At 64.7% G+C, this 18,516-nt stretch carries 24 protein-coding genes and 2 tRNA genes; 12 read left to right on the top strand and 14 right to left on the bottom strand.

What is annotated here, in order from left to right:
• Nucleotides 1–287 precede the first annotated feature (287 nt).
• Together QA635_RS18065 and QA635_RS18070 are read left to right on the top strand one after the other, a co-directional pair.
• The gene (locus QA635_RS18065) at nt 288–1,004 is read left to right on the top strand and encodes an outer membrane protein (protein ID WP_057019633.1); all 717 of its coding nucleotides are present in this window, start codon (nt 288–290) and stop codon (nt 1,002–1,004) included.
• A 306-nt stretch (nt 1,005–1,310) separates the two neighbouring features.
• Nucleotides 1,311–1,550, top strand: a complete 240-nt coding sequence (locus tag QA635_RS18070; protein ID WP_026192929.1) for a DUF6719 family protein — start codon at nt 1,311–1,313, stop codon at nt 1,548–1,550.
• A 69-nt stretch (nt 1,551–1,619) separates the two neighbouring features.
• Here QA635_RS18070 and QA635_RS18075 read toward each other — a convergent pair whose 3' ends face one another.
• On the bottom strand, nt 1,620–1,868 hold the full coding sequence (locus QA635_RS18075) for a hypothetical protein (protein WP_016843366.1): 249 nt from the start codon (nt 1,866–1,868) through the stop codon (nt 1,620–1,622).
• Between the two features lie 494 nt (nt 1,869–2,362).
• On the opposite strand from QA635_RS18075, the gene QA635_RS18080 reads away from it, so the two are divergent.
• The 3 genes from QA635_RS18080 to QA635_RS18090 all read left to right on the top strand — a co-directional run bounded on the left by QA635_RS18080 (nt 2,363) and on the right by QA635_RS18090 (nt 4,838).
• The gene (locus QA635_RS18080) at nt 2,363–2,731 is read left to right on the top strand and encodes a hypothetical protein (RefSeq protein WP_063790153.1); all 369 of its coding nucleotides are present in this window, start codon (nt 2,363–2,365) and stop codon (nt 2,729–2,731) included.
• Nucleotides 2,728–3,576 (top strand): alpha/beta fold hydrolase, encoded by an 849-nt coding sequence (locus QA635_RS18085; RefSeq protein WP_283070760.1) that lies wholly within the window; start codon nt 2,728–2,730, stop codon nt 3,574–3,576. Before QA635_RS18080 ends, QA635_RS18085 begins: the two co-directional genes overlap by 4 nt.
• Nucleotides 3,577–3,677: 101 nt before the next feature.
• Entirely contained in the window at nt 3,678–4,838 is a 1,161-nt protein-coding gene (locus QA635_RS18090) for a DUF2652 domain-containing protein (protein WP_283070762.1), read from the top strand.
• Nucleotides 4,839–4,874: 36 nt separating this feature from the next.
• On the opposite strand, the gene QA635_RS18095 is transcribed toward QA635_RS18090, so the two are convergent.
• From QA635_RS18095 to QA635_RS18140, 10 genes are all read right to left on the bottom strand, one after another.
• The gene (locus QA635_RS18095; RefSeq protein WP_283070764.1) at nt 4,875–5,405 is read right to left on the bottom strand and encodes a hypothetical protein; all 531 of its coding nucleotides are present in this window, start codon (nt 5,403–5,405) and stop codon (nt 4,875–4,877) included.
• Nucleotides 5,406–5,539: 134 nt separating this feature from the next.
• Complete coding sequence (locus QA635_RS18100) at nt 5,540–5,770, bottom strand: hypothetical protein (protein WP_283070766.1); 231 nt, start codon at nt 5,768–5,770, stop codon at nt 5,540–5,542.
• A gap of 138 nt (nt 5,771–5,908) precedes the next feature.
• Nucleotides 5,909–6,088, bottom strand: coding sequence for a hypothetical protein (locus tag QA635_RS18105; protein WP_038383198.1), 180 nt, complete (start codon nt 6,086–6,088; stop codon nt 5,909–5,911).
• Nucleotides 6,089–6,143: 55 nt separating this feature from the next.
• A complete protein-coding gene (locus QA635_RS18110) occupies nt 6,144–6,332 on the bottom strand; it encodes a hypothetical protein (RefSeq protein ID WP_057019624.1) in 189 nt (62 codons plus the stop codon).
• 175 nt (nt 6,333–6,507) lie between these two features.
• Nucleotides 6,508–6,753 (bottom strand): hypothetical protein, encoded by a 246-nt coding sequence (locus tag QA635_RS18115; RefSeq protein ID WP_076831538.1) that lies wholly within the window; start codon nt 6,751–6,753, stop codon nt 6,508–6,510.
• A 68-nt stretch (nt 6,754–6,821) separates the two neighbouring features.
• Nucleotides 6,822–7,055, bottom strand: coding sequence for a hypothetical protein (locus QA635_RS18120; RefSeq protein WP_283070769.1), 234 nt, complete (start codon nt 7,053–7,055; stop codon nt 6,822–6,824).
• Nucleotides 7,056–7,069: 14 nt separating this feature from the next.
• Complete coding sequence (locus QA635_RS18125; RefSeq protein ID WP_028335372.1) at nt 7,070–7,327, bottom strand: hypothetical protein; 258 nt, start codon at nt 7,325–7,327, stop codon at nt 7,070–7,072.
• Between the two features lie 214 nt (nt 7,328–7,541).
• Nucleotides 7,542–7,874 carry a hypothetical protein gene (locus QA635_RS18130; RefSeq protein ID WP_283070770.1) on the bottom strand — a complete coding sequence of 111 codons (333 nt, stop codon included), beginning with the start codon at nt 7,872–7,874 and terminating at the stop codon, nt 7,542–7,544.
• A 31-nt stretch (nt 7,875–7,905) separates the two neighbouring features.
• Nucleotides 7,906–7,980 (bottom strand) — tRNA-Thr (locus QA635_RS18135).
• A 162-nt stretch (nt 7,981–8,142) separates the two neighbouring features.
• A complete protein-coding gene (locus QA635_RS18140) occupies nt 8,143–8,583 on the bottom strand; it encodes a hypothetical protein (protein ID WP_283070772.1) in 441 nt (146 codons plus the stop codon).
• Nucleotides 8,584–8,777: 194 nt separating this feature from the next.
• Here QA635_RS18140 and QA635_RS18145 point away from each other — a divergent pair, with 194 nt between their 5' ends.
• The 3 genes from QA635_RS18145 (at nt 8,778) to QA635_RS18155 (ending at nt 10,730) form a co-directional block, all read left to right on the top strand.
• A complete protein-coding gene (locus QA635_RS18145; RefSeq protein WP_283070774.1) occupies nt 8,778–9,509 on the top strand; it encodes a sulfite exporter TauE/SafE family protein in 732 nt (243 codons plus the stop codon).
• Between the two features lie 220 nt (nt 9,510–9,729).
• Complete coding sequence (locus QA635_RS18150; protein WP_283070775.1) at nt 9,730–10,203, top strand: hypothetical protein; 474 nt, start codon at nt 9,730–9,732, stop codon at nt 10,201–10,203.
• A 95-nt stretch (nt 10,204–10,298) separates the two neighbouring features.
• Nucleotides 10,299–10,730, top strand: coding sequence for a hypothetical protein (locus QA635_RS18155; RefSeq protein ID WP_283070776.1), 432 nt, complete (start codon nt 10,299–10,301; stop codon nt 10,728–10,730).
• 60 nt (nt 10,731–10,790) lie between these two features.
• Here the strand turns inward: QA635_RS18155 and rlmB are convergent, their stop codons facing one another.
• Nucleotides 10,791–11,615, bottom strand: a complete 825-nt coding sequence (gene rlmB, locus QA635_RS18160; RefSeq protein WP_283070777.1) for a 23S rRNA (guanosine(2251)-2'-O)-methyltransferase RlmB — start codon at nt 11,613–11,615, stop codon at nt 10,791–10,793.
• Between the two features lie 308 nt (nt 11,616–11,923).
• Here rlmB and QA635_RS18165 point away from each other — a divergent pair.
• Both QA635_RS18165 and QA635_RS18170 read left to right on the top strand, forming a co-directional pair.
• Nucleotides 11,924–12,009, top strand: a tRNA-Tyr gene (locus QA635_RS18165).
• Between the two features lie 284 nt (nt 12,010–12,293).
• Nucleotides 12,294–13,529: a glycosyltransferase family 87 protein gene (locus QA635_RS18170; protein ID WP_283070779.1), complete on the top strand. Its 1,236-nt coding sequence runs from the start codon at nt 12,294–12,296 to the stop codon at nt 13,527–13,529.
• Nucleotides 13,530–13,565: 36 nt separating this feature from the next.
• Here the strand turns inward: QA635_RS18170 and QA635_RS18175 are convergent, their stop codons facing one another.
• On the bottom strand, nt 13,566–14,426 hold the full coding sequence (locus tag QA635_RS18175) for a sterol desaturase family protein (protein WP_283070781.1): 861 nt from the start codon (nt 14,424–14,426) through the stop codon (nt 13,566–13,568).
• Nucleotides 14,427–14,591: 165 nt separating this feature from the next.
• Nucleotides 14,592–15,518, bottom strand: a complete 927-nt coding sequence (locus QA635_RS18180) for a LysR family transcriptional regulator (protein ID WP_028335380.1) — start codon at nt 15,516–15,518, stop codon at nt 14,592–14,594.
• A 119-nt stretch (nt 15,519–15,637) separates the two neighbouring features.
• Here QA635_RS18180 and QA635_RS18185 point away from each other — a divergent pair, with 119 nt between their 5' ends.
• Together QA635_RS18185 and QA635_RS18190 are read left to right on the top strand one after the other, a co-directional pair.
• A complete protein-coding gene (locus QA635_RS18185; RefSeq protein ID WP_050384788.1) occupies nt 15,638–16,993 on the top strand; it encodes an MFS transporter in 1,356 nt (451 codons plus the stop codon).
• 22 nt (nt 16,994–17,015) lie between these two features.
• The gene (locus QA635_RS18190) at nt 17,016–18,260 is read left to right on the top strand and encodes a metal-dependent hydrolase family protein (protein WP_283070785.1); all 1,245 of its coding nucleotides are present in this window, start codon (nt 17,016–17,018) and stop codon (nt 18,258–18,260) included.
• Nucleotides 18,261–18,516 lie beyond the last annotated feature (256 nt).

An 18,516-nucleotide genomic window follows, 5' to 3' on the forward strand; every position in this document is an offset into this window, starting at 1 on the left:
ACCGCGGTTCTGCGCGGCGGCTTGTCGCAAGCCTGATCGAAACGTTAGCGAACTCCGATCACTTTTCGGGGAGCGTTGAACTTCACTTTAGCCGTCTGCGACTTACATCCAGCCGAGATGCGGCTGCTTAACCGGTGAAAAAAACCTTCTGTGCCAGGGAACAAACGGGCGTTGTTGCGACCCTGTCACAGCTCGGAAACATCACGGGTGCGGCATTGCCCCAAAGCAACCTAATTGAGGTCACGTTGTTTGGCTTAACAGCGCAGCGTTAGTAACGGGGATCAGAAATGAAGAAGTTTTTGCTCGGCACAGTCGCGCTGGCCGCCCTTGCGGGCCCTGCGTTTGCGGCTGATATGCCGGCCCGCACCTATACCAAGGCACCGCCGCCCTATACCGCCCCCGCCGTCGTCTACAACTGGACCGGTTTCTATATCGGCGGCCATGTCGGCGGCGCGTTCACCGACGGCAACAACCTGATGGGCAGCGACGCGCGCTTCATGGGTGGCGTGCAGGGCGGCTTCGACTATCAGTTCGCCCCGAACTGGGTGATGGGCGCCGAGGCGCAGTATTCCTGGCTGCCCAGCTCCTCGAACAATGGCGTGCTGCTCCCGGGCGGAACGCTGGTGACCGGCAACACCGACCAGATCGGTTCGGTGACCGGCCGCCTCGGCTACACCTGGGGTCCAGCGCTGCTCTACGCCAAGGGCGGTTATGCCTGGCGCGACAACAACAACATCACCGCGTCGGTTGGCGGCGTGCCGGCGTCCTTCACTACCGATGGCGGCCACAAGGACGGCTACACGGTCGGCGCGGGCCTCGAATACATGTTCGCCCCGAACTGGTCGGCGAAGGCCGAATACCAGTACTACAATTTCGGCAAGACCAACTTCACCAGCGGCCCGGCCGACCTCGTCGGCACGAGCTTCCGGAACGACGAGCATACCGTCAAGCTCGGGGTCAACTACCGCTTCGGCTGGGGTGGCCCGGTCGGCTCCCGCTACTGATCGCGGCTTCATCGCATCAATCGAAAGGCCGGCCTTCGGGTCGGCCTTTTTTGTTGGCCAGCCGCTCGCCCCGGAATGACGACGGATGCGGTGAACCGTAGCTCGGATGGATGGAGCGCGGCGGAATCCGGGGCAGCCGATCCGACGAACGAAGTCCCGGATTTCGCTCCGCTCCATCCGGGCTACGACCCACATTCACCTGATGTTCAGGCCTGATCGTGCAATGCAAAAAATAATTCCTGCATTGCACGGAACTTTCATCGTGCTGCGCTATTATGCGATCGCCGGGCTGGTGGACAAACGAACATGCGTAGTTTTGCGTTAGGGCTGATCCTCTCTGCGGTCTCCGTGCCGTGCCTTGCCCAGACCATCCTCAAATCCGAACCCCTGGCGCTCGCGCCCTACGAGGTCGTGTTCGTGCAGGACGCGTCCTGCTCGGCCGGCAAGGTGCTCAAGGTGACCGGCGCGATCCGGGGTCTGCATCGGCGGAAGATTTGCGTTTCGCTCGCCGCCGAACAGGCCTCGCTGGCGACGGCAACGCCATAGGCGCGGGGCGACCGCACCCATTGCATTCCCGGTCCGCCGCCGCGCGCCGCCGGCCAGCCTAACGTCTGATCAGTTCAACCGCGGCTCCAGCCGCGCTTCGCGATCGGCGTCGGCCTTGTTCTTGGCCGGATCCTCGTTTGGCTCGAGCTGACAGGGCCGGATTTCGTAGTCGTTATCCAGCACCGGGCGGGGCGCGGACTTCTCCTCGGAGATGGCATCCACCACCAGGCCGGATTTCCTGGCCAGCGTCCAGACATCCGCCTCGGTCGGGTAGGCCTTGCTCAGCTTGGCGTCCTGATAAAACAGCGCGTACGGCATTCGTCGTTCCCCAAACAACCGACAACGCCAGCCCCCGTTTTGGGTTTCAGGCAATATCGCCGTTCCGATCACGGAACCGTGAGCGAGCATTTCCGGCAAGTATCTGAAAATATGAGTCATTTCGGCCCTTTCGCGGAGGAGCCTTGAGTCCTTAACGGGTGGTAAACCCCCGGAAAAAGAATCCCCGGGACTCTCCGGGTAGAATCGCCGGATGCTCCGGCCCATGAGAGCGATCCACCAGCCCCCCTACGAACGCGTGCAGCTCGCGCTTGCGGTTGCGCTGCTCGCGGCCTGCGCCGCCAATGTGGCACTGGTCTGGTCCTGGCTGTAGTTCTCCCGGCTCTCGCCAAAATTCGTATGTGGCGGCCACGCGAAAACGCGAGGGCCGCGCGGCGCCGCTGGCGATTGACGGCACCTGCATTCCTCCCATCATTGCCGGCAGAACAAGCGCCCGCTGCGCCCTGCGCGGACGGGCCGCGAGCGGGGGAGCCGGTATGATCGACACGCTGAAGGAACGGGTCAACGGCGACGCCGGCCTGGTACGGCGCGGCCGCTACCTCACCACGACATTCCTGCTCGAGATCGGCGCGGCCGCCTGGCTGATCGCGATCCATGAGGGCCGGATCGTCGCGGTGACGAAGGGTCCGTTCGTGATGCCCTCGTCGTCGTTCGCGCTGCGCACCTCGCAGGCGGAGTGGGACCGGTTCTGCGAAAAGCGGCCGCCGCCGGGCTCGAACGACCTGATGGCGCTGATCAAGCGCCGGGTGCTGAAGGCCGAGGGCGAGCTGCAGATCTTCATGGCGAACCTGCGCTACTTCAAGGAGGCGCTCGGCAAGCTGCGCCGCGAGGGAGTGGCCGCATGAGCGCCAGGTTCGAACCGATCGTCGGCCGCTACATGCATCTGGAGCTGTTCGGCCGGGCCCACCGCGTCTATGTCGAGGAGGCGGGCGAGGGCACGCCGCTGCTCTGCCTGCACACCGCGGGCGCCGACGGGCGGCAATATCGCGGCCTGATGAACGATGCGCGCGTGACGCGCAACCATCGCGTCATCGCCTTCGACATGCCCTGGCACGGCAAGTCGTCGCCGCCGCAGGGCTGGCACGACGAAGAGTACCAGCTCACCTCCGCGCAATACACGACCATGATCCTGGCCGTGATGGACGCGCTCGGCCTCGACAGGCCGATCGTGATCGGCTGCTCGATCGGCGGTCGGATCGCGCTGCATCTCGCGCTCGAGCATCCCGAACGTTTCCGCGCCATCATCGGCCTGCAGGCCGGCGCGCATGTCGATCCCTATTACGACCTGAATTTCCTGCACCGGCCGGACGTGCATGGCGGCGAGGTCGCCGCCGCCATCGTCTCGGGCCTCGTCGGCCCCGACGCGCCCGACAAGGAGCGGTGGGAGACGCTGTGGCACTACATGCAGAGCGGGCCCGGCGTGTTCAAGGGCGACCTCTATTTCTACAAGGTCGACGGCGACATCCGCGCCCGCGTCGCCGAGATCGACACCAGACGTTGCCCGCTGTTTCTGTTGTCGGGCGAGTACGACTATTCCTGCACGCCGGAAGAGACGCTGGCGGTGGCGAACAGCATTGCCGGAGCCGAGGCCACCATCATGAAGGGCCTCGGCCATTTCCCGATGAGCGAGAATCCGGGCGAGTTTCTCACGCACCTGCTGCCGGTGCTGGAGAAGATCGGCGGCCGCTAGCGCACGCCCAGGGTTGCTTTGGTCCTCGACCTCGGGCGGCGCGATATGACAGACTGCGCATCCGCACGATTGGGCATGAACCGGTTGCGCAGGAGGTCCCCATGCTTCCGAAGGCTGAAGCGGCCTATTTCGCGATTGCCGACATCTCCGGCTATACCAACTTCCTCGCGGCGGTCGAGCTCGACCATGCGCAGGACATCATCGCCGATTTCATGGATACGGTGGTGAAGGCGCTGCGCCCGCCGTTCCGCCTCGCCAAGTTCGAAGGCGACGCCGCATTCGTCTACACCACCGCCGAAGCAATCGACGGCTCGCTGCTGCAGGACGCGATCGAGGGCGCCTATTTCAAATTCCGCCGGCGCCTGCGCAACGTGCGCCAAGCCTCGACTTGCGAGTGTCAGGCCTGCGTCGCGATGGGCGATCTCGATTTCAAGTTCGTTATCCATCATGGCGAGATGGTGAAGCAGAAGATGGGCGGCAGGGAGGAGCTCGCCGGGCGCGACGTCATTCTGGTCCACCGGCTGCTCAAGAACACGGTTGCTGAGAAGGTCGGCGGACGCGCCTACGCGCTCTACAGCGACGCGGCCATCCGTGCGATGGGTGTCGATCCGGTCGCGCAGGGTCTCATCGCCCATCGCGAAACCATCGACGTCATCGGCGACGTGACGCTGTGGGCGCGCGATCTCGAAGCGGCGTGGCAGCAGGAAGACGCGCAAACCCGGATGCAGGTGACGCGCGACGACGCCTACGTCATGCTGGAATTCGACATCGCCGCGCCGCGGCAGACGGTGTGGGAGTTTTTCACCGTGCCCGGGCAATGGCAGAAATGGTGGGACGCCGACACCATCGTCGAGGATTCCGGCAAGGGACGACGCGGTCCCGGCACCAGGAACCACTGTATGCACGGCAACCATACCGTCGTTGAGGAGATGCTCGATTGGCGCCCGACCGATTATTTCACGGTGGGCATCACGCTTCCGATTCCCGGCGCGCCGCGGATCGTAATGACTCGCGCCGTTCTGGACGGTCCAAACGGAATGACGCATCTGGAGCTGCGGGTCGCCAAACCGAAACCAAAGGATCGAGAGTTCGTCGACGGCGCCGCGGTGAAATATGCCGAACGCATGACGAAGGCGATCGCCGGCTTGCGATCCATGCTGGAAGGAAAGCAGCCTGCCCTCGGTGCAGTGGATGAGCCGGCGTTGACGCGATCGAGCGGACGCTTCCTGACCGAGCCGGTGAAATCGGGCGCGCGCGGCTGATGCCCAACGCACGGTCCGGGGTCTCATGGGGCTGCGTTACTTGCCCGAGCGCGGCAACTCGTCGATCGCGGCGCGGACCTTGGCCATGGTCGTAGTGCAATAGTCCTCGCGCTCCTTCAGGAAGCGCTGCTGCTGTGCGCGGAAATTGGCAACCCGCTCCCGCACCTCGGATCCGAAGTCGCCGCTGATGTCGAGCCGGGCAAAGTGCGGCAGCTGCGCCGGTTGAGGCGGGACTTCGACGACCGTCACCGCCAAAGGTGACGGAGCGGGGGGCAGGCCCTCGAGCACGGTCGGCACCGGAAGCGGAGGCGGCACGACCGCAGCCCGCACCTCAGCCTTGACGCTGAGCGTGGCGACCGCCTCGGCCAAGGCCTGTTCAGCGGAGGTTGGCAACGCGGCGGGGGCAGGTGTAGCGGCAGGCGGCGTGGCGGTCGGCTGGGCGGCAGGCGGCATCGCCGTCCGTGGGGCAGGCGCCGACAGCTCGGCGTCGGGCAGCTTGCCCTTCACCGACTGTACGAAAGCCATTGTCTGCGCGATCAGGAGATCGCGTTCTTTCATCCACTTCATGGCGCACCCTGAGCGCGCGGATTCCAGCAAAGCAACCGTGCGGAATCAAGCGCTCGCCATCATGATGGTTGACGAAGACGGCTGTTTGGTAGGCGCGGTGACATAATTGTGACACGCCGCGCGGGTGTGGGCGGTCAGCGCTGACGGGGATTGGTGTTCGGGACGAACGGAGTACCGACGATCCGGACCGGGGTCTGGGCCGGTCCCTGATCCGATGTCGACGCTTGATTCGCGGCCGGACGAGGCGCGGGGTTCGCCGGCGCGGGTGCCGGATCGAGCAGGGCGACGAGGCCGGCAGCAGCCATGCTGAGCAGCGTGAACGTGCCCAGCAGCAGCAAATTGCGGTCGGATTCGCGGACCCTCATGCGAGGAAAATCGCGTGAGAGGGCATAATGTTCCGAACAAATCCTCAGGGCGTTGTCGAGCGGATTTGGCCTCACCTCAAGGACAGGCATCAGGAGAGGACGAACCGGTGAGCCGTCCGGAACGGGGCGGGGTTCAGCCTAATGGGCCGCTACCGCAGCGGGTACCTGCTCGATGCTGCGGGCCTCGATCAGGTCGGCGTAGCGGCCATATTCCTCGGCCATTTCGAGCAGCTTCTCGCGCACCGCGGCGTCGGTCACCTGTCGGGCCAGCCGTCGCGCCTGATCGGATTGGAAGCGGTAATGTGCTGTGTCGGACATGGTGGCGGCTCCTCACATATCTGTAAGGGCCACCCGGCAAAGGTTCATCAAAGCGTCATTGCAGCGTCGGTGGACGATCCGCCGGGGGAGCCGACGTGACCGGCGCCGTCTTGTCCTCGCGGACCTCGACTTCGAACCAGCCCATCTCCTTCAGCTCGCGAGCCTTCTTCTCGGCCGCGTCTTCGCTGTCGCGCTTCAGCACGATTCGGCTGGTGCCATCTCGGGCAAGGATCAAATAGGTCATTGGCAGAGTCCCACCCCGCATTCTGCATACCCCGTTTGGGGCCGCAAGAACAGAAGCAAGGCGAGGGATGGGTGATCTTACGGGAAGGATCCCACGATTCCTGCCAGGGGAGTGTCGCAGCGGCTTTCCGAACCGGCCCTGCGGCGCAGCGCCGGTTTGGAAAGGGCGAACTGACTCAGCGCTTCACCACCACGTCGATGTGGCGGTTTCTGTCGTCCCACCGGCCGCTCTGCAGGCAGCTCTCGCGGTAGCTGTCGCAGATGGCGAGGTCGCCGCCATGGGTGCGATTCCAGGTCTTGCAGGTCGACGCGATGTAGGTGCAGGTGCATTTGCCCGACGCGCATTGGCGCTCGACAGCGGTTTCGGCGGTGGCCGCCGAAATGGTGGCGGCGAAGGTTGCGAGCAAGATCAGCAATCTCATGGTGATTCCTCAAAATGGTGAAGTCTGGTCGGCGATAATTTCAGGCTGATCAGGATTGGCGGTGTGCCTTAGCGTTGCGTGCAGACGAAGCGGGTGCCGTTCTTCGTCGTGCCGGTGGCCCGGCTGCCCTTCTTCGCGACAGGATAGTTGTTGCCGTTCGAGAAGCCGGTGAGATGGATGTAGGCGCTATCGCCGCCATCATACGACCCGGAGATCAGACCCGGGGCGGAGCAGGTCCAGCCTGCGGCGCTTGCCGGGATGCAGCCGATGGCAAGCAAAGCGAGGGCGAGGCCGATTTTCATCTCACCCTCAAGCATCATCGATAGCCCGCGCTGAAGTTATGGTCGCGAATGCCGATCGCCTTGGCCTGTGCTGCGGACACCCGATCCCGACACTGGATGTACCTCAGGACCTGCGCGTCGGTGCCCGCGGAGTGCGCGCGCCACATATCGAGATTGAAGCCGTTCTTGGCCATGCAGGCCTGGGAGTGAGGGCTGTCATTGCGCTCCCTGGCGCTCGCCGGAGCGACGGCCAGTGTGGACAAGACAATCGCGGTGCAGAAAACAATCTTCATTTTGAAATTCCCGAACGTGAAAGTGCCGGAACAATAGCCAGCGGGAACAAAATCACAAGTAGTCGTTGCGAGAGTGCTCAACGTTATCGCTAAGCGCTTCCTGCAAAACATTGCGAAGCGCAGGGTCGTTGCATTGGCTAGCGGTGAGTGCGGTCGACGATGTGGCACTCCCGACAACCGGAATACTACGGCTCGCTTTGTACATTGTGGGCAATCAGGCGAAGCGCTTTGATTGAATCGCGACGACGTGTTCGAATCGCAGCCGGGAACGACGCGGCGTAGGCCGCGCATATCTGATGGAGGACGCGATGCCCAGGCACTTCGGTTTGAAGGCAGCATCGGCCGCAGGACGGTCGGCGTTCACGGGATCATCGAGGGATTTGCAGCAGCGGACCGCTTTGGCGTCGGCATCGAAGAAGCATGCTCCGGACAGCTCCGCAGCGTCGAAGCAGGCTTCCCCATCCGCGGAACTGCCGTATTCGCCTGCAAGCTGGCGGGGCTGCTGCGGTCGACGGTCGATCTCGGCGGACTGAAGCCATGTCGCCATGGCCAAGACAGCACCGGAAATCCAAGCCAATTGGTGCCGGCTGAGGGGATTGAACCCCCGACCTTCAGTTTACAAAACTGCTGCTCTACCGCTGAGCTAAGCCGGCGAATTGGGAATGATTTGCGCGCTCGAATAGCAGACTTGGCGCGCCAGAGCCAGAACCAAGGCTTGAACCGAGCAGGCGAGAAGCGATCGCGCCCCCGTATCGGCCCGACAGCAAAAGGCGGCCCGCGGGCCGCCTTTTGCGCCGTCGGCCTAATCAGCTGAGCTACTGGCAGGGATGCTGGCGGCCGTCGCTGCCGCGGAACCAGGTGCCGGGGGTGCAGACAAAGCCGTTTTGCCGGGCATATTCGGCGCCGCCGATCGGGGCGCGGGTATAGTCGGGGCCGCCAAACGGGGCGGTGGCGACCGCAGCCGCCGTGCCGACCGCGCCGCCGACGACGCCACCGGCCACGCGGGCCGCGGCGTCGACAGGCGCGAACGGGCCGGGGTCATAGCGGTTGTAGCTGCTCTGCCAGCCTTGGTCCCGCCGATCGATGCGCTGGTGATAGGCGGTGCGGGTGGTGGCCGGTGCCATCGCCTGGCATCGGGCGTCCGGCCAGGCGTTCGAGCAGCGCGCGGGGGTGCCGATCGTCTGTTGCGCCATCGCCGGGCTCGCCAGTGCCGAGGCGAGCAGGGCTGCTGCGCCGAGGATCTTGAATTGTGTCATGCGAAATCTCCTCTCGTCTTCGAGAGCTAATCTCGCGGTGCCGTGCCTGTTCCAGCGCGGCCTTGCCCTGTGTTCAAAGCAGTGTGAAGTTCTGCAGGTTCGTGCGCATGATGCGTTCCGGCGCTTGCTGCCTTTGACGAGAATTGCGTGTACAGCGGTGAACGGACTGATGTCGGTGCCGACACGGGGGATTGATGTTCGGAATTTTGAGTCTCGGCTTTCTGCTCGGCATGCAGCATGCGCTGGAGCCGGATCATATCGCGGCGGTATCGAGCATCGCGGCCCGCCGCACCCATGTCGGTGACATCGTCAAGCACGGGCTGACCTGGGGGCTTGGCCACACCCTCACTTTGTTCATCTTTGCCGGCGCCGCGATCCTGCTCGGGCGCGCGATCCCGGAAACGGTCGCACAGCCGATCGAGACCGCGGTCGGCATCATGCTGGTCGGCCTCGGCGCGCATGTGTGGTGGCGGCTGTGGCGCGACCGCGTGCACTTCCACACCCATTCGCATGGCGACGGCACCACGCATTTCCACGCCCACAGCCATGCCGGTGAAGCCGTGGCGGTTACGTCCACCGTGGCGCCTGCGTCGACCGTGCCGCACGTTCGCGCCGCGCACAGCCATGCGCACGGCTTCCGCTGGCGCACGCTCCTGGTCGGCCTGATGCACGGCATGGCCGGCTCGGCGGCGCTGTTGGTGCTGACGGTGTCGCAGGCCCCAAGTCCAGTGATCGGGCTCGGCTATGTCGCACTGTTCGGCATCGGCTCGATGATCGGTATGGGCGTGCTGTCCAGCGTGATCGCGGTGCCGCTCGCAGCCTCGGCGCGCTGGCTGACCTGGGCCAATCGCGGCCTGCAAATGGCGGTCGGCGCGGTCACGATCGCGATCGGCGTCCACTCGATCGTCGAGAACGCCTTCACCTGACGGGTAGGCGGCTCCTTGTTTGAGCGTGAAAACCGTTTCGCACTTTGCCGGATCATGCCCCCGGGGCGCCCGTTAACGATTTCTGATTCCGCACGGCCGCATTGACCCGATGCCGATGCTTACGCGTTAGGCTTACCGGCAGTTTGGCCGGCGTCCTTAACCCTTCCGCCAAGCCGTTGGATTAGGTTGCGGGTGAAACAATTCGGGACGCTGGGTGAACATGCGCACAAGTCTTGCGCTGGCGATATTGGCTGCGATGACCTCGACGGCGCTGGCCGGCGGCGGCTTCGACATTGTCGTGCCGGTGCGGCCCGGCGTGCCGATCATCATTAACGGCGTCGACGCCTCCTACGCCGTGGTCGAAAGTGCGATGGGGCTCGCCCGCAACGAGTCGATGGTGCCGACCGTCTATGGCGGCCGCCCGATCGATCCCCAGCCGAATGTCGGCCACTATTATCCGAGCCTCGGCCGCATGCCGGGTTACGGCCGCCTCGAGATCGAGCCGCCGGCCAACCGCCGCCTGCCCAAGCCGGCCGAGAGCTATCATCAATCGTGGGGCGCGGAATCGGCTCCGCTGCCGGCACAGTCCAACGTGCCGGTCGATCCGCCGCCGGTGATCTACGCGCCGGAGTTCAACGGGCCGCGGCCGCTGCCGCGCCCGTTCCCGCGGCCACCGCGACCCCGAGGATTCTGAAATCAACTGCCCGAGATCAAGAGCCCCGCGAAACGGGGATCCTGAATAGCCATCAAGAGCTACGCGACGAACAGAGAGACCTACAGGAGAGAGTAATGCGTCAAATGATCAAAGGACTGATTGCGGCGGTGGCCGTCATGCTGACCGCGCCCGCAATGGCGTGCGGTTTCAACCCTTGCGGCTATTCCGCGCCCATCGTGAATTACGGCTGCGGTGGTTGCGGCGGCTACGGCTACGGCAACGGCAACGGCTACGGCTACGGCGCCGTCGAACGTCTGCCCGACCCGGATGCCGCTTATCCCAGCGCGGCGCAGCAGTACTATTACGTCAACCAGGGACCGACCTACACCGGTCCGGGAAATTGGGCGCCGCGTCCGTACTACCGCGAAGGCTACGGCCGCCCGTATTACGGCTATCGCCGCTATGGCTACCGTCACTACGGCTACCGCCACCACTACGGCTATCGTTCGCACTACGGCTATCGCTACGGCCGCTACGGCCATCCGGTGCTGCGCCGCTACTACTGATCCGATCGTCAGTTCGAGACATCAGCGCCCGTTCGCGTCACGCGAGCGGGCGTTTGTCGTTCACATCAGCCCGAGCCGGCTGGCGCCGATATAGAGCGCGAGCACACAGGCGTTCGACACGTTGAGGCTCTTGATCTCGCCGGGCATGTCGAGGCGGGCGACGAGGCGGCAGGTCTCGCGCGTCAATTGCCGCAGGCCCTTGCCTTCGGCGCCGAGCACCAGCGCGAGCGGCGCTTGCAGCGCGGCCTTGCCGAGATCCTCGCTGCCCTCGCTGTCGAGGCCGACGGTCTGGAAGCCGCGCTCGTTCAACTCGTTCAGCGCGCGCGCCAGGTTCTGCACGGTGACCATTGGCACCAGCTCGAGCGCGCCGGAGGCGGACTTCGCCAGCACGCCGGTCGCCTCCGGGCTGTGACGGGCGGTGGTGACGATCGCCTTCACCGCGAAGGCCGCGGCCGAGCGCAGGATGGCGCCGACATTGTGCGGATCGGTGATCTGGTCGAGCACCAGCACGATGCCCTCCAGCGCCAGCGTGTCGATGCCGGGCGAGGGCAGGGGATCGGCCTCCGCCAGGAGGCCCTGATGCACCGCATCGGGGGTGAGGCGCCGGTCGATCTCGCTGGGCCGGACGATCTCGGGGGCGACGCGGGTCGCGATGTTTTCGTCGGCGAGGCGCTTCGCCGCGTTCTCGGTGAGGTAAAGCTTGCGGATATGGCGGTTCGGGTTGGCAAGCGCGGCCGACACCGTGTGCCAGCCGTACAGAATCACCGGCCCGTCGGAACCGGATTCGCGTTCCTGCCGGGCCGGCGGGCGGCCGAATTTCGGCCCTTTTTGGAAGGGTTTACCGCCCTTGCCTCGGAAATTGGGTTTGCGGTCGCGATCGCTCATGTGAGGCTTGTGTCACGGCTCCTGAATATTGGCAATTTTACACAGCGTTTTCGAGCGAAGTGGGGTCCGGTTCGCGTGAGGAAAACGCGACAAAACAAGAATCTAGCCGCAAGACTCGCTACTTTGGAACAGAGATCGCCCGAGCCTGCAAAAGTATCCCAATTAGATGGCTGGCTTGGTTGACTTTGGGGACCGCCTTCCCCCATAAACGCGCCCGACCGCGCACCCGCTTCGGGTCGGCCGGTTATCAGCGTCATTTCGATGACCGGTCCGCCGCCACTCGCGCGGCCGGTCTGATGCTGTTGGACGGGGGAGTGTCCCGAGTGGCAAAGGGAGCTGACTGTAAATCAGCCGCCTCATGGCTTCGCAGGTTCGAGTCCTGCCTCCCCCACCAGCCTTCGCTCGCTTCGCGAGCTACGGCTCGGCAGGCCAGCAAAACTCCATCGTAGCGAAGAGAGCGAAGGCTGCCACGCCATAGCCCGAAGGGCGACGGCGGGCCGTGTCCGTGAAACCTCGCAGCGGCGAGCGAAGCTAGGCCACAGCCCGCTCGCCCATTCGACGCCTGCGTCTTCACCCTATCTGCGCAAACATCTCCAGCCGCCGCCGGCGTTCCGTTGCTCGGCCCGAGAGTGCAATGGTAGATTGCGCCATTTCATGATTTGAGCCGTTTCAGACGATATGAAGAAATTTTTGCACTGGGACGTTTCTGCAGAAGATGACCCGGCGCTGATGGTTGCCTGCGTCATCTTGCTTGGCGTCTCGATCCTGGTTTCGATACCGGCATTTTTCGGTGGTGGCGGCCAGGCCGGAATTGATTTTTCATGTTTCTGGGGCGCGGGCGCGATGGCGCTCGAAGGCCATGCTGCGGCGGCCTACGATTGGGAGCAGCTGCATCAGCAACTTGTTCTCCGGGTGCAATCCCTCAATCACGCTCCGTATCCTTACGATCAGGTGCCGGTTCCGTTCTTTTATCCGCCGGTATTTTTCCTGGTTTTGGCGCCGTTGGCGCTGCTGCCGTTTCCGGTTGCGTTCTGGGTCTGGAGCGCGGCAAAGCTGTCTTGCTGGCTGCTTGTCGCTCATGCCATCCGGCCACGCTTCGGCGCGCTGCTGCTGGCACTCGTTGCTCCGCCTGTATTCTATGACTTCATTTCCGGCCAAAGCGCACTGCTCGCCGCATCGCTGCTCGGCGGCATCCTGCTGACATTGGACAGGCGTCCGCTTCTCAGCGGGGCCCTGATCGCGCTGCTCATCTTCAAACCGCAATATGGCGTGCTGCTTCCCTTCGTGTTGATCGCCACCGGACGTTGGCGCGTCGTCATCACCGCCGCCCTGGTGATTCCGGTCCTGCTGCTGCTCGCCGGACTGATCTTCGGTTGGGATACCTTTGATGGATTCCGCGCGGCCGCCACCTTCGCCACGACGCAATTCCACCTCAGTGGCGCGCTGCCGTGGTACAAGCTTCAGAGTATCTATGGGCTCTTGAGAGACGCCGGCCTTGGCTACGGTTTGGCGATGGCGGTCCACGTCGCCATCGCATCGGTCGTCGCGATCGGAGTGCTGATCCTGTGGCGCGGCCATGTCAGCTACGCCGTAAAGGCCGCAGGCCTGCTGGCGGCAACGCCGCTGATTTCTCCTTACTTCGCGATCTACGATATGCCGATCCTGGTGGTCGCGCTGCTCTTTCTCATGAACGCCAGCGCGGGCCGCCTCGCGTCGCGTTCGGGTCGAAGCGCCTTCCGGATCGCTGTCAGCGTCGTCTTCGTATTGGGATACGCTTTCCCGTTCGTGCGCACGCCTCTCGGCCCCATGATGTGCGCAACCGTGATCGCACTGATCTGGACGAGATACCGGCAAGAGGCCGGCGAGACACCTACAGGCGAGCAGTTGCGAAAATCTGCGACCGTCGGAGGCTAGTGTCCCCATCGCGGACAGTCGCGAAGATCATCAGGATCAGCCGTCCTGGTGCGCCGGCGGCGTTGCCGTGCCGGGCACAGCCTCCGCGCCAACCGGGCGCCTGGTGCCCGACGGATCGTCGCGCTTGAGCATCGAGGCCCAAGCGAAAAATGGATAGGCCAAAAGCGCCAGGTATCTCGTGGGCATCGGATGATCGACACCGAATGCCGTCGGCTTCTGCCCTTCCGGAAGATAGAGGCTGCCGAACAGCACATCGTAGAACGAGAACAGCCCGGCGTAGTTCTTGTCCCTGGCCTCCCGCTCGCTGCTGTGATGCCAGTGATGAAACTCCGGCGACACCAGGACATGGCGTAGCGGGCCGTAGCCCAGGCGCACGTTGGCGTGCGCAAGCCAGGATTGCCAGTAGTAGATCGCAAGATAGGTCCCGATCGCCTCAGCGGAGAAACCGAGCGCGAACAGCGGAAACAGCGAACCAACCTTCATGAAGGTCACGTCAAGCGGGTGCTGGTGGATCGCGGCGAGCCAGTCCAGCTCTTCGACGGCGTGATGGACGGCATGGATGCGCCACATGGCGGGCACGACATGCAGGATGCGGTGGGTCCAGTAGATGCCGAGGTCCCCGATCACGATCGCGATCGGCGCCTGAGCCCAATACGGGAGATCGCTGACCGCCTGCTTGACGGCCGAGGGCAGGATCGATTGATTGACTAGCGTCGCCAGTGCGATGATCGCGGTCACGCCGATGAACACCAGCCAGCCGTTGAGGAACAGGAAGGCCATATCGGTCGAAAGACCACGCCTGAAGATCTTCTGCTGCCTCGCTGCAAAGAGTTGCTCGAACGGCACGAAGATCAAGGGCGCCAGCAAAAGCTGATATTGTTCCAATAACTCGCGCATTCAAATGGCCATGTGAAATGGCGACAGCCTACCACCTCGGTCCCCGATGGCGTCAATCGGAAACAAAACCCGGGTTGTGGGAGCGTTAATCAGCATCCCCGTGCCGCTACGGGGATCACCGGTGTCCGGGAGCCGGGTTCGTCCGCATGCCCCAATCCCACCGCCTCACTCCATCCGCGCGAACATCTCCACCAGTGTCTCGCGCAGCCAGCGTTGCGCGGGAACGGTGTCGTTGCGCTGGTGCCAGAACAGGCTGACGATGCGCGGCGGCGCCGGCAGCGGCACCGGCATGGCGTGCAGATGGGGCGCGTGGCGGGACTGGGCGCTGAGATCGCGCGGCAGCACGGCGATCAGGTCAGACTGGCGCACGATCTCGTAGGCGGCATTGTAGTGGTTGACGGTCGCGACCAGATTGCGCGACAGCCCGCGCGAGGCGAGAAACTGGTCGTAGGTCGGCAGCGTCTTGCCGGCGAGACTGACATCGACATGCTTGGCGGCAAGGAAGCTCCGCGTGTTGAGCCGCTTCTGCCTGGCCAGCGGATGGTCCCGCCGCATCATGCAGGCATATTCGACGGTCCACAGCGAGCGGGAGCGGATCACGGCCGGCGGCTGCTGCGCCTCGTTGACATAGACGCTCAGCACGCAATCGACCCGGTTGTCCTCGAGCCGATCGCCGATCTCCAGGATGGTGTTGGGCACGGTGTGGATGCGCGCGGACGGCGCCACTTCGCTGAAGCGGTTGAGCAGCCGCGGCATCACCAGCGACGCAACGTAGTCGGACATCGACAGGATGAATTCGGCCTGGGTCTGTCGCGGATCGAAGGCATCCTCGTCGAGCGCGTGGCGGACATGTTCGAGGGCATCGCCGATCGGCTGCCATAGTGCCACGGCGCGCTGCGTCGGGCGGATCCCGCTCGCGGTGCGCACGAACAGGGGATCGCCCAGCGCGTCGCGCAGCCGCGCGAGCGCGTTGCTGACCGCGGGCTGCGTCATGGTCAGCGCGCTGGCGGCGCGCGTGACGCTGCCCTCGGTCATCAGCGCCTCGAAGACTTTCAGCAGGTTGAGGTCGAGCGTGCGGAAGGACACGAGCAATATTCACAAGGGTGATGTGCCAGATAACGATTATAAATTATTCGGATAATATTGGTTTGTCTATCATTCCCCGGCTGACCCTGTGGCGCGTGCCGCCGCGGGGGCGAGGGGGGACTTTCATGTCGATGATCTCGGCGCGCATCGAGCGCCTGCCGTTCGCGCGGTTCCACGTGCACCTGCTGCTGATGGGCGGCCTCGGCTATCTCTTTGACGCGATGGATGCCGCCGTGCTGGCGTTCATCCTGCCGGTGCTGCGCACCGCCTGGGGGCTGACCAATGTCGAGACCGGCGTGCTCGGCAGCAGCACCTTCGTCGGTTATTTGTTCGGCGCGCTGCTCGCGGGGACGCTGGGTGACCTGATCGGCCGCCGCGCGGTGATGATGTCGGCGCTCGCGCTCTACAGCGCGGCCTCGCTGGTCAGCGCGGCGGTGGATAGCTGGCCGGCGTTCTTTGCCGCGCGCGTCGTCGCCGGCATGGGCACCGGCGCGGAGAGCGCGATCATCGCGCCGTACCTCGCGGAGTTCGTGGCGCGGCGTTACCGCGGCGCCTTCACCGGCGCGCTGGCGGGCTTCTTCTCGTTCGGCTTCGTCGCCGCCGCCTTGCTCGGCTATTTCATCGTGCCCGCCTACGAGAACGGCTGGCGCATCGTGCTGGTCATCACGGCCGTGCCTGTCGTGATGCTGCTGTGGTGGCGGAGATCGCTGCCGGAATCGCCGCGCTGGCTGGAAAGCCGGGGCAGGGCGAAGGAGGCCGAAGCGGTGCTCGACAGGATCGAGGCCGGCTTCGCGCGCGAGGGCCGCGCGCTGCCGCCTGCGGTCGCCGAGCCGGCCGCGCCAGTCGCCTCGTCGGGAACGCTGTTGAGCAATTTTGCCGCGCTGCTCGCCGGCCGGCAGGCACGCATCACCACCATGACCTGGATCATGTGGCTGTCGATCACCTTCAGCTACTATTCCTTCTTCGTCTGGATTCCCGGCCTCTTGGTGCAGAACGGCATGAGCATCACCAAGAGTTTTGGCTATTCGCTCGCGATGTATTGCGCGCAGGTACCGGGCTATTTCACCGCCGCCTTTTTCAATGAGCGGATCGGACGGCAGGCGACGATTGCGACCTATATGCTGCTCGGCGGCGTCAGCGCGCTCGGGCTCGCCTTTGCCAAGAGCGATGCGGAGATCATGACGGCCGGCCTGCTGCTGTCGTTCTTCATGAACGGCACCTATGCGGGCGTCTATGCCTACACGGCCGAAGTGTTTCCGACATCGATCCGGACCACGGGTGCCGGGCTTGCCTCCGCGATCGGCCGCATCGGCGCGATCGCAGCGCCGATCCTGGTCGGCTACCTCTACCCGAATTTCGGCTTTGCCGGCGTGTTCGGCGTCACCACGTCGGTCCTCCTGATTGGCGCGCTGACCGTCGTGCTGATGGGCGTGCCGACGCGCGGCCGCTCGCTGGAAGACATCGCAAGCGAAGCCGCGTGATCGCGGCGCCTGGGAGACCATCATGGCTACGACCCTCTTCAAGAATGCCGCGCTGCTCGATCCCCTGCGCTCCGATCTGCTCGAAGGACACCACGTGCTGGTCGAGGACCGCTTGATCAAGGAGGTGTCGGACCGGCCGATCGAGGCTTCCGCCGATCGGGTCGTCGACCTCAAGGGCAAGACCCTGATGCCCGGCCTGATCGACCTGCATGTGCATGCGGTCGCGGTCGAGCTCGATCTGTCGCAGCAGGCGCGGATGGCGAACGTGCTGGTGACGCTGCGCTCGACCATGCTGCTCCGCGGCATGCTGAAGCGCGGCTTCACCACCGTCCGCGATGCCGGCGGCGCCGGCTACGCGCTGAAGCAGGCGATCGACACCGGCCTGACCGACGGTCCACGGCTGTTCGTCTCCGGCCGCGCGCTGAGCCAGACCGGCGGGCATGGCGACGGGCGCGCCCGCTCCGACTATCTGGCCGATCCGACCTGCTCCTGCTGCGTGCGGGTCGGCGCGATTGCGCGCGTCGTCGACGGCGTCGATGCGGTGCGCAAGGCGGTGCGCGAGGAGCTGCAGATGGGCGCCGACCAGATCAAGATCATGGCGTCCGGCGGCGTCGCGTCGCCGACCGATCCGATCGGCGCCTACGGCTATTCCGAGGACGAGATCCGCGCCATCGTCGCGGAGGCGAGAGCGCGGCACACCTATGTGCTGGCGCATGCCTACACGGCGGAGGCGATCGAGCGGGCAATACGCTGCGGCGTGCGCACCATCGAGCACGGCAATCTGGTCGATCTGCCGACCGCGCGGCTGATGGCCGAGCAGGGCGCCTATGTCGTGCCGACCCTGGTCACCTACGAGGCGCTGGCCAATGAGGGCGCGAAGTACGGCCTGCCTGCGGCGAGCGTCGCCAAGATCGCCGACGTGCGCGACGCCGGCCTGCGCTCGCTCGCGATCTACCGCGAGGCCGGGGTCAAGATGGGATTTGGCACCGATCTGCTCGGACCGTCGCAGCGCTTGCAGAGCGACGAATTCCGCATCCGCGCCGAACTGCTCGGCCCGCAGGCGGTGATCGCCAGCGCGACCATCATCGGCGCCGAGGTGCTCGGCATGGCAGGCAAGCTCGGCCGCATCGCGCCGGAGGCCTTCGCCGATCTGCTGGTGGTCGAGGGCAATCCGCTGCGCGACGTGGCGTGCCTGCTCGGGCAGGGCGAGCACATTCCGCTGGTGATGAAGTCCGGCAAGGCCGAGGTCGATCGGCTGGGCGGGTAGGGGGTAACCTGAATCGATACGATTTCTGAATAATGGAAGAGTACCGCTGATTTGCCCGACGAGTCAAGCTGCCGTGTCCGCCGGCTACTTTGCATGGGGTTGTTTTCGATATTTTGGCAGTGCGTCCGTCTTCACCACACCATGCGCAGTGCAGGACAGGGCGGGGATACAGAGCCTTGACCACCGGCGCGCCCGATCACGTTACCGCTGGTGGCGTTGACGTTGCCGGGCAGAAGCACGACATATCGCGTGCCGA

Origin of the sequence: Bradyrhizobium brasilense (assembly GCF_029714345.1) — a bacterium.
Lineage (GTDB): Bacteria > Pseudomonadota > Alphaproteobacteria > Rhizobiales > Xanthobacteraceae > Bradyrhizobium > Bradyrhizobium australafricanum.

What these genes read in the sequence shown, in the direction of transcription:
- QA635_RS18065 (WP_057019633.1), top strand. Translation starts at nt 288, where the DNA reads ATGAAGAAGTTTTTGCTCGGCACAGTCGCGCTGGCCGCCCTTGCGGGC.
- QA635_RS18070 (WP_026192929.1), top strand. Translation starts at nt 1,311, where the DNA reads ATGCGTAGTTTTGCGTTAGGGCTGATCCTCTCTGCGGTCTCCGTGCCG.
- QA635_RS18075 (WP_016843366.1), bottom strand. Translation starts at nt 1,868, where the DNA reads ATGCCGTACGCGCTGTTTTATCAGGACGCCAAGCTGAGCAAGGCCTAC.
- QA635_RS18080 (WP_063790153.1), top strand. Translation starts at nt 2,363, where the DNA reads ATGATCGACACGCTGAAGGAACGGGTCAACGGCGACGCCGGCCTGGTA.
- QA635_RS18085 (WP_283070760.1), top strand. Translation starts at nt 2,728, where the DNA reads ATGAGCGCCAGGTTCGAACCGATCGTCGGCCGCTACATGCATCTGGAG.
- QA635_RS18090 (WP_283070762.1), top strand. Translation starts at nt 3,678, where the DNA reads ATGCTTCCGAAGGCTGAAGCGGCCTATTTCGCGATTGCCGACATCTCC.
- QA635_RS18095 (WP_283070764.1), bottom strand. Translation starts at nt 5,405, where the DNA reads ATGAAGTGGATGAAAGAACGCGATCTCCTGATCGCGCAGACAATGGCT.
- QA635_RS18100 (WP_283070766.1), bottom strand. Translation starts at nt 5,770, where the DNA reads ATGAGGGTCCGCGAATCCGACCGCAATTTGCTGCTGCTGGGCACGTTC.
- QA635_RS18105 (WP_038383198.1), bottom strand. Translation starts at nt 6,088, where the DNA reads ATGTCCGACACAGCACATTACCGCTTCCAATCCGATCAGGCGCGACGG.
- QA635_RS18110 (WP_057019624.1), bottom strand. Translation starts at nt 6,332, where the DNA reads ATGACCTATTTGATCCTTGCCCGAGATGGCACCAGCCGAATCGTGCTG.
- QA635_RS18115 (WP_076831538.1), bottom strand. Translation starts at nt 6,753, where the DNA reads ATGAGATTGCTGATCTTGCTCGCAACCTTCGCCGCCACCATTTCGGCG.
- QA635_RS18120 (WP_283070769.1), bottom strand. Translation starts at nt 7,055, where the DNA reads ATGAAAATCGGCCTCGCCCTCGCTTTGCTTGCCATCGGCTGCATCCCG.
- QA635_RS18125 (WP_028335372.1), bottom strand. Translation starts at nt 7,327, where the DNA reads ATGAAGATTGTTTTCTGCACCGCGATTGTCTTGTCCACACTGGCCGTC.
- QA635_RS18130 (WP_283070770.1), bottom strand. Translation starts at nt 7,874, where the DNA reads ATGGCGACATGGCTTCAGTCCGCCGAGATCGACCGTCGACCGCAGCAG.
- QA635_RS18140 (WP_283070772.1), bottom strand. Translation starts at nt 8,583, where the DNA reads ATGACACAATTCAAGATCCTCGGCGCAGCAGCCCTGCTCGCCTCGGCA.
- QA635_RS18145 (WP_283070774.1), top strand. Translation starts at nt 8,778, where the DNA reads ATGTTCGGAATTTTGAGTCTCGGCTTTCTGCTCGGCATGCAGCATGCG.
- QA635_RS18150 (WP_283070775.1), top strand. Translation starts at nt 9,730, where the DNA reads ATGCGCACAAGTCTTGCGCTGGCGATATTGGCTGCGATGACCTCGACG.
- QA635_RS18155 (WP_283070776.1), top strand. Translation starts at nt 10,299, where the DNA reads ATGCGTCAAATGATCAAAGGACTGATTGCGGCGGTGGCCGTCATGCTG.
- rlmB (WP_283070777.1), bottom strand. Translation starts at nt 11,615, where the DNA reads ATGAGCGATCGCGACCGCAAACCCAATTTCCGAGGCAAGGGCGGTAAA.
- QA635_RS18170 (WP_283070779.1), top strand. Translation starts at nt 12,294, where the DNA reads ATGAAGAAATTTTTGCACTGGGACGTTTCTGCAGAAGATGACCCGGCG.
- QA635_RS18175 (WP_283070781.1), bottom strand. Translation starts at nt 14,426, where the DNA reads ATGCGCGAGTTATTGGAACAATATCAGCTTTTGCTGGCGCCCTTGATC.
- QA635_RS18185 (WP_050384788.1), top strand. Translation starts at nt 15,638, where the DNA reads ATGTCGATGATCTCGGCGCGCATCGAGCGCCTGCCGTTCGCGCGGTTC.
- QA635_RS18190 (WP_283070785.1), top strand. Translation starts at nt 17,016, where the DNA reads ATGGCTACGACCCTCTTCAAGAATGCCGCGCTGCTCGATCCCCTGCGC.